This window comes from uncultured Succinivibrio sp. (assembly GCF_902756765.1).
Taxonomy (GTDB): domain Bacteria; phylum Pseudomonadota; class Gammaproteobacteria; order Enterobacterales; family Succinivibrionaceae; genus Succinivibrio.
On sequence record NZ_CACVSS010000061.1, the window covers coordinates 1 to 11,558 of the forward strand.

13 protein-coding genes and 6 tRNA genes are annotated in these 11,558 nt (G+C 38.5%); 13 read left to right on the plus strand and 6 right to left on the minus strand.

All coding sequences use genetic code 11. From position 1 onward, the window contains the following. Positions 1–505: 505 nt before the first annotated feature. Together QZU45_RS08675 and QZU45_RS12505 are read right to left on the minus strand one after the other, a co-directional pair. Positions 506–1,315: a site-specific integrase gene (locus tag QZU45_RS08675; RefSeq protein WP_295354217.1), complete on the minus strand. Its 810-nt coding sequence runs from the start codon at positions 1,313–1,315 to the stop codon at positions 506–508. After that, positions 1,248–1,550 (minus strand): recombinase family protein, encoded by a 303-nt coding sequence (locus QZU45_RS12505; RefSeq protein ID WP_366508669.1) that lies wholly within the window; start codon positions 1,548–1,550, stop codon positions 1,248–1,250. Before QZU45_RS12505 ends, QZU45_RS08675 begins: the two co-directional genes overlap by 68 nt. A 277-nt stretch (positions 1,551–1,827) precedes the next feature. Here QZU45_RS12505 and QZU45_RS08680 point away from each other — a divergent pair. The 8 genes from QZU45_RS08680 (at position 1,828) to QZU45_RS08710 (ending at position 3,340) form a co-directional block, all read left to right on the plus strand. Then, positions 1,828–1,902, plus strand: a tRNA-Met gene (locus QZU45_RS08680). Between the two features lie 3 nt (positions 1,903–1,905). Next, positions 1,906–1,982: transfer RNA gene (locus QZU45_RS08685), tRNA-Pro, on the plus strand. A 5-nt stretch (positions 1,983–1,987) separates the two neighbouring features. After that, a tRNA-Lys gene (locus tag QZU45_RS08690) sits at positions 1,988–2,063 on the plus strand. Positions 2,064–2,073: 10 nt separating this feature from the next. Continuing rightward, positions 2,074–2,159 (plus strand) — tRNA-Leu (locus QZU45_RS08695). A gap of 1 nt (position 2,160) precedes the next feature. Beyond that, a tRNA-Phe gene (locus QZU45_RS08700) sits at positions 2,161–2,235 on the plus strand. Between the two features lie 5 nt (positions 2,236–2,240). After that, a tRNA-Leu gene (locus QZU45_RS08705) sits at positions 2,241–2,325 on the plus strand. 443 nt (positions 2,326–2,768) lie between these two features. Then, entirely contained in the window at positions 2,769–2,984 is a 216-nt protein-coding gene (locus QZU45_RS12510; RefSeq protein ID WP_366925488.1) for a helix-turn-helix transcriptional regulator, read from the plus strand. Continuing rightward, positions 2,966–3,340, plus strand: a complete 375-nt coding sequence (locus QZU45_RS08710; RefSeq protein ID WP_295354220.1) for a GNAT family N-acetyltransferase — start codon at positions 2,966–2,968, stop codon at positions 3,338–3,340. The genes QZU45_RS12510 and QZU45_RS08710 overlap by 19 nt, the downstream gene beginning before the upstream one ends. Positions 3,341–3,656: 316 nt before the next feature. On the opposite strand, the gene bioF is transcribed toward QZU45_RS08710, so the two are convergent. The 4 genes from bioF to bioD are packed head-to-tail and all read right to left on the minus strand — an operon-like array spanning position 3,657 to position 8,107. Next, positions 3,657–5,552 carry an 8-amino-7-oxononanoate synthase gene (bioF, locus tag QZU45_RS08715; protein ID WP_295354223.1) on the minus strand — a complete coding sequence of 632 codons (1,896 nt, stop codon included), beginning with the start codon at positions 5,550–5,552 and terminating at the stop codon, positions 3,657–3,659. Positions 5,553–5,573: 21 nt separating this feature from the next. Then, on the minus strand, positions 5,574–6,050 hold the full coding sequence (locus QZU45_RS08720; protein ID WP_295354226.1) for a hypothetical protein: 477 nt from the start codon (positions 6,048–6,050) through the stop codon (positions 5,574–5,576). 2 nt (positions 6,051–6,052) lie between these two features. Next, complete coding sequence (gene bioA / locus QZU45_RS08725; protein WP_295354229.1) at positions 6,053–7,405, minus strand: adenosylmethionine--8-amino-7-oxononanoate transaminase; 1,353 nt, start codon at positions 7,403–7,405, stop codon at positions 6,053–6,055. 21 nt (positions 7,406–7,426) lie between these two features. After that, the gene (gene bioD, locus QZU45_RS08730) at positions 7,427–8,107 is read right to left on the minus strand and encodes a dethiobiotin synthase (RefSeq protein WP_295354232.1); all 681 of its coding nucleotides are present in this window, start codon (positions 8,105–8,107) and stop codon (positions 7,427–7,429) included. A 425-nt stretch (positions 8,108–8,532) separates the two neighbouring features. Here bioD and QZU45_RS08735 point away from each other — a divergent pair, with 425 nt between their 5' ends. The 5 genes from QZU45_RS08735 to QZU45_RS08755 form a co-directional block, all read left to right on the plus strand. Beyond that, positions 8,533–9,054, plus strand: a complete 522-nt coding sequence (locus QZU45_RS08735) for a JAB domain-containing protein (RefSeq protein WP_295354235.1) — start codon at positions 8,533–8,535, stop codon at positions 9,052–9,054. A gap of 237 nt (positions 9,055–9,291) precedes the next feature. Beyond that, positions 9,292–9,441 (plus strand): hypothetical protein, encoded by a 150-nt coding sequence (locus tag QZU45_RS08740; RefSeq protein ID WP_295354237.1) that lies wholly within the window; start codon positions 9,292–9,294, stop codon positions 9,439–9,441. Between the two features lie 95 nt (positions 9,442–9,536). Next, entirely contained in the window at positions 9,537–10,361 is an 825-nt protein-coding gene (locus QZU45_RS08745; protein WP_295354239.1) for a hypothetical protein, read from the plus strand. Then, positions 10,336–11,151: a helix-turn-helix domain-containing protein gene (locus QZU45_RS08750; RefSeq protein ID WP_295354242.1), complete on the plus strand. Its 816-nt coding sequence runs from the start codon at positions 10,336–10,338 to the stop codon at positions 11,149–11,151. Before QZU45_RS08745 ends, QZU45_RS08750 begins: the two co-directional genes overlap by 26 nt. 112 nt (positions 11,152–11,263) lie before the next feature. Then, positions 11,264–11,558: hypothetical protein (locus QZU45_RS08755; RefSeq protein ID WP_295354244.1), on the plus strand; the 295-nt coding region annotated here is incomplete at its 3' end.

Sequence of the window (11,558 nt, forward strand, 5' to 3'; positions counted from 1 at the left end):
CCATTAGCTCAGTTGGCAGAGCACCTGACTTTTAATCAGGGTGTCCCGCGTTCGAGTCGCGGATGGATCACCATTTTTTTTGCTCTTTTTAAAAAAAATTATGCGCAGACTAGTAAAATAGCGGGTTTACGTCATTCGGAATTGGTTCCGGATGGCGATTTTTATTTTAAGTGACTATTGTGAAACGAGAATCTGTGCTGACTAAACATTTGGCAATAGTTGGCAAAATAATTACTGCTTTGTCCACAGAGAATGTGTCAAAACACCAAAATGTGTCAAAAATCGAGAATGAAAGACAAAGATTACAAAAATAATTTTTTTCTAAAAGAGGTTCTTTTAAAAGTGACACTTTTTTTGTAAAAAAACGGTCATTTCAGTTTGATTCTTTACCGGTGTCTTCTGTTAAAGAACACAATCAAAGTAGAAAGCAGTTAAAATCCTTAATTTCTTAAGGTGTTTTTACAGGCCAAAACATTAGACGAAGATTTGCAACACAGATAGGCCGTTACTTTCTTTTAAAAGCGCTGTTAATTGCGTCACTACAGCTATTTAAGTAATCATCGCCAGGATGTACGTAATAGCGCATAAACACATTTAGGCTATGACCCATAAATGCGGCAGCGTTGTTGTAGCTGATAGCCGGGTTGTTGGCCATCAGTGTGGCGACGCTGTGCCGTATTTCGTGAATCCGGATATCGCTACCGATTACCTTACGTATCTTAACAAAATTCCGCGTAAAATTACTTTTGCTTATAGGTCGTCCGGTTCTGGTAGCAAAAAGGAAGTTATATTCCTGATTTTCATAAAATACGGGTCTGTTTGTTAAAGATAAAATATAACGTATCAACGTAACACAGCGTTCATCTTTTATCATTAGCGTGCGCCGAGATTTTTCAGACTTCGTTAATCCGATTATCCAGCTGTTTCCGTTATTTGAAGCATTCTTTATTGTATGCACAGAGCGATTTATGGATATGGTCAGTTCTTCATCGTTTATAATAACAATATCCTTACGGCACAGCCCTAACAACTCAGAAAGGCGCAGACCGGTTCGTGTGAGAATCAGCAGTGCAGCAGTATAGATTTTACAGGTTTTTCCGTTGCAGGTAAAATTCCGAGAGGCATCAACTATTTTTTCTAAATGTTCAGCGCTAAAAGCCCGGCGCGGGATTGAGATATATTTAGTAGCTGTTTTGGGTGGTAGTTTTGCACCTTCTGTTGGTAACCGATCGTAATCAATGAACCCGTTATCCCGGATACTGCTGAAAACAGAGCATAATATTGCTTTGGTACGTTTGATTGTAGAATATAACACTTACGCATTCTTTTATGCTATGAGCGAACCTATCGGCCTTGCATACTACCAGGGTATCGTCTTTTTCTAATATATTCAGGATTAGGCTTTCAAACACTGGATGGTATGCGGCTGTGCATGCAGAATCCTCTACGTAAATATTGTTGCAACCGTTTTTTTTTAATAAATTGGTTTGGGCTTCTAAAGAATTATCTTGGTTGTCACCAACAGTAAAACGAATGTAGCCGTAAAGCATATAAAATCACCCCTTTAATAAAAATGGCCATCTCCTGAATAGAATGGAGATGGCGTTAAATACTTTTTTATCTAACTATGTGTACTAAACAGGCAATATTTAATTATAAAATGTCGATTAGCTCAGGGAAAAAACGTAACGCGCGTCGGAGCTAAAATCGAAGGGCTTGCTGCAACTGGCAGATACCAAAGCAAGGGATTTTCACACACAGAAAAAAGCCACCTGACTTTTAATCGGAGGGTCAAAGGTTCAAATCCTTTAATACCCACCATTTTATTGCGGAGTAAACCAGTGGCAGGTTACTGGCCTCATAAGCCAGGTGTCGCAGGTTCGAGTCCTGCCTCCGCGACCACATCCGGATGTAGCTCAATTTGGTAGAGCACTCGCCTTGGGAGCGAGTGGTTGCGTGTTCAAATCGCGTCATCCGGACCATATACGGGTTCATAGCTCAGCTGGTAGAGCTTCCGACTCTTAATCGGATGGTCGCAGGTTCAAGTCCTGCTGAACTCACCATAATGATAATATCGGTATGGCGGAATTGGCATACGCGGAAGTCTCAAAAACTTTTGGGTTACACCCTTGCCGGTTCAAGTCCGGCTGCCGATACCACGGACCTTTAGCTCAGTAGGTAGAGCGCCTGTCTGAAGAACAGGAGGCTCTGGTTCAATTCCGGAAGGGTCCACCATATATGTCGGTGTGGCGAAATTGGCACACGCGACGGACTTAAAATCCGTTGGGATATCCCTTGTCGGTTCAAATCCGACCATCGACACCAAATTTTATACTATTGGTATAATGACAAAATCCTTTTTGTGTGATAGAATATAAAAATCTTTTAGAAATATGAAATTCAGGAGGAAAAAGCTAAAAATGTTATTATCTTTATTGCACTTACCCAAACATAGCAAATTATTCCCAGCTGCACCGTTTAGCTTGCATAAGCCGGTGAAGTTTATTTGCGTTTGCTTAAAATGGATAGGCAATAAAGATTTTGCTTGGAATATTCCTCTAAAAATATATTAACACCAGATATAAGAGTAGGATTTCCAACATAATCTGATATGGTTCTAAGATAACTGCTTACCCATGTACGGCAAACATAGGAAGCAGTTTTTATTTTTATCCGAAAGAACGTATTTAGAAAGGTTGGATGACTAAAATGACATACAAAAGCCTGTTGTCAATATGGAAGCAACAGGCCGAAATATTGAATCCCTGATGCGGGCACGAGGTCTTAGCGTCAGGGATCTGCAAGAGATTCTGGAATTTCAGACAACATATGCCGTCTACAAATGGATTTATGGGAAAAGCCTGCCTACAGTAGATAATCTTTTCAGGCTTGCCGTCATATTCGATGTACCTGTCGACAGTATAATTATCGTGGAAGAAGCTTATGAAATTACTAGATTCTTACCATGGGACCTATCTGCATAGATAACCAATATAAGAGAATGGGATACGGAAAGCTTCTTCTCGACTATTCTCTTGAAAAAGCCAAGGAACTAGGTTTTGGAGCGGTATGTTTCGAAGGTAATATTGATTTCTATGGTAAAAGCGGGTTTAAATTTGCCTCGAAATACGGGATACGCTATCATGGTCTACCTGAAGGTGAAGACGCGTCCTTCTTTCTTTGCAAAGAACTGATTCTAGGCTATTTAAATGGTGTTACTGGAGAATATTCTACGCCGGAAGGATATTTTGCCGTTGAAAAAGATGCAATCGGCTTTAAAGAATATGAAAAGACATTTCCGTTTAAAGAAAAGCTGAAGCTTCCAGGACAATTATTCTAAACGCATTGCTGGACAGGGTAAAAATGCCCTGTCCTTTTATTTTTAATAGGCACAGATATCTTTATACCAGTTATATATTATCTACATCTAAGCCTATAATAATCTAAACCATATATTAATCTATTAAATATAATTATTTATAATATATTATAAAATAACTAACGTAGATTGCTGAAATTTCAATACCATCACAAAAAATAAAAAGGAGCCGTGAAAAAACTTAACGTTTTTTCACAGCCCCTTATACTTTAAATAACATACTTTACGCGCGCAGTGCTTTAATGAACTGTTTTTTGTTTGCAAAAGAAAACTAAAATTATTGATATTTCTTTATTGCCTTGGAAATAAGGTGTGCAGTATGCTCAAGTTCTTCGTCAGTGTGAGTAGCCATAAGTGCAACTCTGAGGCGTGCAGTACCCTTAGGCACTGTAGGATAACGAATAGCAGGAATCAAAACACCTTCGTTTTCTAACTCCTTTGCTACAGACATTGCCTTAGCTTCGTCACCTATGATTATGGGAATAATAGGAGTTGGAGAATTGGCATTTATGCCTTGTCTTCTTAAGCAAGCACAGAAGTAGTCAACATTATGTTGTAATTGTTTAACAAGAGCATTATCTTCTTCGATTAACTTCAGAGCTTCTAATGCTGCGCCCAAGGCTGCAGGACATTGAGCAGTAGAGAAAATAAAGCTACGAGCTTTGTTGATTAGATAATTGATTATAGCATTGCTAGCACACGCAAAACCACCTTCAGAACCTAGTGATTTGCTTAATGTACCCATAATAATGTCTGGTTCGGCAGTATAATTGAAATACTCTACAATGCCCTGTCCGTTAGCTCCAATTACGCCTGTTGCATGTGCTTCGTCCAACATAGATAGCAAGTGATATTTTTGACTTAATTTAACTATTTCTGGCAAATTAGCAATATCTCCATCCATAGAAAAAACTGCATCACTAACGATAAGACCTTTGCGATACTGAGTGGATACTATTTTTGTTTCTAAATCTTGCATATCATTATGCTTATACACGATTATTTTAGCCCCGCTCAAGCGACTGCCATCGATAATACTAGCATGGTTAAATTCATCACTAAAAATAACACTTTCTTTATCAGTTAAAGCGCTGATAATGCCAACATTAGCCATATAGCCCGTGTTAAACAGAAGTGTTGCTTCCTTTCTCTTAAATTTAGCCAATGCTTTCTCTAGTTCTTCTGCTAAAGCAGTATTACCAGTAGTCAAACGACTGCCTCCGCTACCTGCACCCCATAATAGAACGGCTCGTGCTGCTGCCTCTTTAACGCGTGGATTAGCTGCTAAATCAAGATAACTGTTGGAAGACATGAGTAGTTGTTTTTTCTCATTTACAATAGCATATTTGCTTTGTTCACTGTTCATAGTACGCATGGAACGGAACAGTGCATTCTTTTTAAGTTCATCTAATTTATTATTGATGGAAATTTCAGGGGCTTCGATGGTTATTTTTTCTGTTGGGAGGCTATCTACTAATACTGGAACTTTTTCAAGAAAATGAATTGCTTCTTCAGGCTTAGCTTGGCGACTATCAAAGATGAATATTCTTCCTCCATGGGGGTCGCCAACATTTTTAAGCGGCATAATTCTAGTATAACCATGCATTTTTGAAGCAAGGTAGCCTGTTACATAATCTGGATCATCAGAAATACATAGCTCTGCAACCATACCAGGAGTATTTACAACTTTTGTTGCTAATACAAGTGCTTCGCGGAAATGATTCTTATTGCTTGAAAGAGAATCTGAATCTGTTGCATCCATATATGTTACGCGTATGCCACGTTCTTGATTGGGATCAATTCTTTGGTTTGTGGCAATATCATACAAAACAGCACCACGCATAGGTTTAACGTTGCGTAACAAAGTAATAAGTTTATCAGGATTGGTAATACCAAGTTCATTTAGCATACTTGCCATTACTGAAAAGCTATCTTCGATATTTTGGCTTGGTTTTGTTGTAACTGGGAGGGCTGGTAGTCTGAGAACAGCTTCTTCACTAATTTCTTCTATTTTTAGGTTGATAAAGTCTGCAGTGCCTAAACTATGCTGTAAAGCTCTTTCGGTCAAGGTGCCAACTGCACTAGCTAATTGTTTTTTTTCGAGAATGCGTTCGGCTCCAGAAACATGGTGTTCTTTTTGTGAAGCACGCATTTTTATGCTGTATAAAGTCATGGTTTCTCCAATCTGTTATATTTAAAGATTCATTCTCTTAAAAAGAATTTGTGCTGGCTTATAAGCCACTAAAATTGTTATTGCAGTGTAAAGCATTCCTGGTACGGCGGCTATAACGAGTATCTGCCAATCTACTTGAGTTATTTGTGCTAAAGTTAGACGGGCCATAATTGTTCCTATGGGTCCGGCGACAATCAATGTTAAGAAATTTTTACCTCCGACAGCTATTATTAGTCCTACAACAAGTCTGAAGGTCATTGCTATGATTATATTAAATATATTGGTCAAACCAAGGATAAGCCCAAGAACACTTGCTAAAACACCAGCTGTTATATAAGTTTTAAACCCAAATAGGGCGCAAATTAGAACTGCGATAGGAGCTGATAATTGAAATTCGCCACCTGGAAAAACAGAGGGAATTTTAATTATTCCTGACAAGAGAATGATTGTAGCTAAAATACCAGTATGCGCTATGGTTTTGGAAAACCTGTTTTTCATTTTTAACCTAAAACTTCATCCATAGCAATTTTTGCAAGGCGTACAGCTTTTTCTAAATCCTTTTCTTCAATGTTAAGAGGTGGATTAAAATAAATAACATTACCAAGTGGGCGTAGCAACAGTCCGTGGGGCAGTGCTTTCTTATAGATTTCGTAGCCTATGCGTAGTTTGCCGTCAAAACCAGTTTTTGTTTGTTTATCTGTAACAAGTTCTAATGCATTGATTAAATTTATATGGCGGATTTCACCGATGTTTTTATGATTGCCAAAAGCTTCGTTGAGCAGATTGTTGAAATATTCAGCTTTGGGTTGACATTTTTCTAAAATTTTATCTTCTTCAAGGATTTTCAGTACAGCTAAAGCAGTGGAACAGCCTAATGGATTGCCAGCATAGGTATGGCTATGCATAAATTGTTTGCCTTCGTTGTAATCTGCATAGAATGCATCATAGATTTTATCAGTAGTACAAACAATGGACATAGGCATATAACCACCGGTAAGTGCTTTACTAATGCACATGATATCAGGTGTAATATCAGCATGGTCACAAGCAAACATTTTGCCTGTACGGCCAAACCCTGTTGCGATTTCATCCGCAATCAAAAGAACACCATATTCGTTGCAGAGCTGACGTAATTTCTTTAAGTAAAGAGGGGGATATATGCGCATACCAGCACAGCCTTGAACAATTGGTTCAACGATAATTGCTACGGTTTCCTTGGCATAATTTGCAAAGGCTTCTTCTGCGTATTTAAAACATTCACATTCGCAACATTCTCTGTTTTTATTAAACGGACAACGATAGCAGTCAGGTGCTTCAACGTGGATGTTGTTCATCATCATTGGCTTATAAATCTGTGCAAACAAGTCCATGCTACCAACAGAAAGGGCGCCAATAGTTTCTCCATGATAGCCTTCTGATAAGCACATGAAACGAGTTTTTTCAGAATGTCCTGTTTGATGTTGATATTGGAATGCTAATTTTAAAGCTATTTCTACTGCAGCAGAGCCATTATCTGCAAAATTTAACTTGTTAAGTCCTTTGGGAAGAATATTTACAAGTTTATCAGCTAAATCGATTGCTGTTTCGTGAGAGAAGTTAACGAAAATTACGTGTTCTAATTTGTCCAGTTGGGCTTTTACAGCAGCATTGATTTTGGGGTTACAGTGTCCTAAAAGATTGCACCACCAGCTGGAAATAATGTCTAAATAGCTATTGCCGTTAACATCGTATAAGTAAGCACCTTCACCATGATCAATAACGATGGAAGGAAGTGTTTCGTAATCTTTCATTTGACAGCAGGGGTGCCAAATGTGAGCAAAATCTCTTTGTGCTAATTCATTCATTCTATCCATTTTAATTCTCCTCTTAAAACATTATTTATATAAGCTTGTTAGCAGGTCGACGTCGATTTCAAGATTATCTGCATTGGGTGGAACGCAGGCTAAGATGGGCACTCCACCAATTGCTTCTATCATTTTTTTGTTATCAACTTGCATAAAGTCATTGTCATCATAATTGTTTAATATTATGCCTCGTACTGGAATGTCATGTTCTTTTAGATAAAAAATAGTTAAGATACATGCGTTTATTGATCCCAGTGCGGCAGTAGAAATTACAAGAGTACCTAAATTAAGTTCTTTTATGATGTCTTCTAGCAATATATGTTGTTCGTCCCAACGGATTGGACAAATAATACCACCACTACCTTCCATAGTTACGTATTCATATTTTTCTAGACTTTTGGCATAATCCTCGGAAATTTTAGCTAGTTCCACAGGATTGCCTTCGCGAAGAGCTGCTAAGTGGGGCGATACAGCTTCTTCGTAGATGTAGGAAACTAGTTCTTGAGGTTTTACATCTAAACCAGCCATTCGTCTTACAAAGTCTGCATCTCCTGGTAGCAGGCCTTCTGGAGTAATTTCCGCACCGCTGAGTGCTGCCTTATAATAGCCTGCATTTAGTCCAGCTTCACGCAATTTCTTTACGAGTAAACCAGTTACGTAGGTCTTACCTACATCTGTTCCTGTTGCAGTAATAAATATTCCTTTTCCCATAATTTTACGTTTACCGCCTTTCGTTAATTGGTTAACTTAGACTCATTATAAAGCTAACCAAATTCATTGTCAACCTAGTAAACAAGTAGGGTTAACGATAAAATCTGCATAAAAAAGAAGGGGCCGTGAAAAAACGTTAAGTTTTTTCACGGCTCCAAAGGCTGTCAATTATTTCTTGGCTTTTTTAGCTTTGGTCTTTTTGGGTTTAGGGATTTCAATCTTGGCAGCTTCAGCTTTAACAGCAGAGCTTACTTTTAAAATCCTCCGTTAAATTATATTTTTATAGAGCAGTTCAAGCTCTTCAACGTCTATGCAATGTGGAAATGCATTATTTTTCACGGATTCCAGGCATATGTCAAAATCAAGCCATTTTACGCTGTCAATCTCTTCAGGTTGCAGGGTAAAATGGTTTTCTTCTTTATCACATGGGAGAAGAGATTAAATCGATTAGTGACGATGAACTTATCGAGCTCATCATAGGCAAGACAGAATCAGTGAAGCGGTTTCTTGAAAGGACTCCTGACCTTTACAGAGCGCTTGCAAATCTTTACGGTATTCCGGACAGAGCATCAGGGCTTACTGCTAGATGCAGGGAAAGACTGGCTGCAGCTGTAGAACTTGGCAGACGGATGGCTAAAGGAAAGCTTCCCGACCTGCAGCACTTCAGCGATCCTGCTACTACTGCGTTATATCTTGCAACCGAGCTTCAGTATCTTGAAAAAGAAATGTTCCTGGTCCTGTCGCTTAACTGCAAGAACATGGTAGTAGGCAAGGACGTAGTCTCGGTAGGCTCTGCCGTTAATACCGTAGTAAGCCAGCGTGAGATTCTGATGAGCGTCATGCGTCATAACGGAACCTCGTTTATCATAGCCCATAACCATCCGTCAGGCGACCCGAAGCCCAGCATGGAAGACGTAAGGGTTACGGATAATTTGAGAAAGGTATGAGTTTTTAAAGAACTATCTTAAAGAGCTTGACGATATAGATCATCCTTATGACTTTATCAGGATAGGCGAAAATATCGAAGACTTTGAAGTAACGACTGAGCTTGGTATCCTCGAACTTAGACGTGAGGTAGGAATCAACGTGGATATGGAAAACGAATGGCTAGAATAATTTATATGGAAAAATTATATAAAAATACCATAATAATTATAGAAGAATTATGTATAAAGAGGTGAATCATGGAAAAGAAAACGACAGTTATCATTACTGAGGGAAAAATCATTAAAAGAAAATTATGCCGTGAATGCAGGAAAAAGTTCTTCGGAGAAATCCCGAAATATTGTCCTGACTGCGGAAAACTTATCGAAAAAAATAAAGAAGTTGCGTAGAATTTTGGCACGACTTGACATATGACAAGTGGTATAATAAATATCTTGACATATGTCAAGTTATTTATTATACTTATTATCGCGAGGTGATAGTAATGGACGCCAAAATTATTAAAGACTTACAGGATTTGACCTATTTATCCTGGACTAAAATAAGAAATTCCTCAGGAACCGCAGGTTCGTTTTTAAAAGCCTACGATGACTTCGGAACGAAGAAAAAATATTATAAACTATCTAATTACAATATCGAAGAAGGTATCGTGGGACATGAAAGTATAAATGAAATTATTGTTGACCGCTTACTAACTTTACTTGGTATCCCGCATTTAGCTTACAATCTCATACACGCCAACATTGTATTAGACGATAAAGCCATTGATACCTATGTATGTATGTCCGAAGATTTCAAAGAACCAGGAGAAAGCAAAATCGCTTTAGATGCATACTTCCAAGCAGAAAGAAATAACGGTGAGAATCTACTGGAGTTCTGTATAAGACAGGGCTGGGAAGAATATATATATCAGATGCTGGTTATAGATTATTTGATTTTAAACAGGGACAGACACGGAGCCAATATTGAAGTGCTCAGGAATAGACGTAAAAAGACCATGCGCTTGGCTCCTCTTTTTGACCACGGATTATCTCTGGCTTTCAGTTGCATGGATGAAGAAGCACTGCAAAAATTTGATGTTCTGTCAGATTTGCGTGTACAGTGCTGTGTCGGCAGCAATTCTGTCCTTAGCAACCTGAAAATTATACCCAAAGACAAACGTCCTAGGCTTAGCTCTTTAAAAGAAACTGATGAGGTTTTGTTAATGGAAGGGCTGGAAGATATATTGCCAAAGCCATGGCGTGATAAAATATGGGCTATGATATGGAAAAGGTGGCAGGTTTATGAAGGTATTTGCAATCAGGGATGAGGAAGAATACAGCAATAAAGATTTAGCTTACTTGATTTACTATGAAGCAGATAAACGCTTCTATATTGAGTTGCCAGATGATGCAGACCCCTGGGAGACACCGCTCCTTTTAGCATCTTTTGCAAAAAAAGGTTATAAAACGATAAATTCATACTGGAGCAGGCTGTGGGTTCAACAAAGGATTGTACCGACAGACAGACAAAATCTTGGTCAGGTATTAAAAGATAATGCTCTTACAGAATATAATGAATTTGATTTGCTGATGTTAGGTCATGGTAGATGTGCACAAGACAGTTATTATCTTGTTCCCATAGACGAAGCCGTTGTGCTAAAGAAATTTGGTGAACGATATGCAAAAAAGGTAGAGGATGTTATACCGCTAAACAATAACAGTCTTTTGGTTTTCTTCAGAAACGGAGAGGTAAAGCGTTGCGATATCAATAACCTTAAGAAAGATGATAGATTTTTTAAGCCTGTTTTAGCTTCAAAAGCATTGTTTGATAGAGTGTCTGTTCAAACGGGAGGATATAGTATATACTGGGGAGAAAATGCAGTAATACCAGACTCGGTACTTTATGATATCGGAATAAATATTCCGTTATGTATGGATGACTTTATCAGCTTTTTAGCCAATAGGGTTATCAGTACAGCTGAAGCAGCGAAACTGCTTAACTGTACCAGGCAAAATATAAGTGATCTTGTCGCAAGAGATAAACTTCATCCTGTAAAAACTGAAGATAAAATCAAATTTTTCCTCAAAAGCGAAATTATGCAGAGAATGTGGAAGTAAAATCACACGCTTTCCAAACACTGATAGGTAGCTAATACCTAAATCGTGTCTGGAAAGCGTGTTTTGTTTTCGAAGGTATAATATGAAATTTGAATGTCAAGGAGGAATAATTATGACAGCTAAAAATTTTATATGCCCTAACGGCGAACAGGTTACAATAGAACAATGTCTTGCAGGATGTGTCTACGGGCATGCCTGCATTGCAAGACCTACACTTTACAGCCTTGCTGCCGGCTGCAGGGACAGAAAGCTTGACAGGTTCTCGGTTACGGAGCTTATCCGTGGAGCCCGTGAAAGCTATCTCATGAAAATCAATGACTATGCTATTGATCCGATGAGTTTAGTATTTTCTACCTTCGGTACGGCAGTACATAAGGCTCAGGAGCTTGCAGCGCTTAAGGCACAGG

Coding starts and splice junctions, on each gene's coding strand:
- QZU45_RS08740 (WP_295354237.1), top strand. CDS start 9,292: ATGGAAAAGAAAACGACAGTTATCATTACTGAGGGAAAAATCATTAAA.
- QZU45_RS08735 (WP_295354235.1), top strand. CDS start 8,533: ATGGGAGAAGAGATTAAATCGATTAGTGACGATGAACTTATCGAGCTC.
- QZU45_RS08710 (WP_295354220.1), top strand. CDS start 2,966: ATGGGACCTATCTGCATAGATAACCAATATAAGAGAATGGGATACGGA.
- QZU45_RS08750 (WP_295354242.1), top strand. CDS start 10,336: ATGAAGGTATTTGCAATCAGGGATGAGGAAGAATACAGCAATAAAGAT.
- bioD (WP_295354232.1), bottom strand. CDS start 8,107: ATGGGAAAAGGAATATTTATTACTGCAACAGGAACAGATGTAGGTAAG.
- QZU45_RS12510 (WP_366925488.1), top strand. CDS start 2,769: ATGCGGGCACGAGGTCTTAGCGTCAGGGATCTGCAAGAGATTCTGGAA.
- bioF (WP_295354223.1), bottom strand. CDS start 5,552: ATGACTTTATACAGCATAAAAATGCGTGCTTCACAAAAAGAACACCAT.
- QZU45_RS08745 (WP_295354239.1), top strand. CDS start 9,537: ATGGACGCCAAAATTATTAAAGACTTACAGGATTTGACCTATTTATCC.
- QZU45_RS12505 (WP_366508669.1), bottom strand. CDS start 1,550: ATGCTTTACGGCTACATTCGTTTTACTGTTGGTGACAACCAAGATAAT.
- QZU45_RS08720 (WP_295354226.1), bottom strand. CDS start 6,050: ATGAAAAACAGGTTTTCCAAAACCATAGCGCATACTGGTATTTTAGCT.
- bioA (WP_295354229.1), bottom strand. CDS start 7,405: ATGGATAGAATGAATGAATTAGCACAAAGAGATTTTGCTCACATTTGG.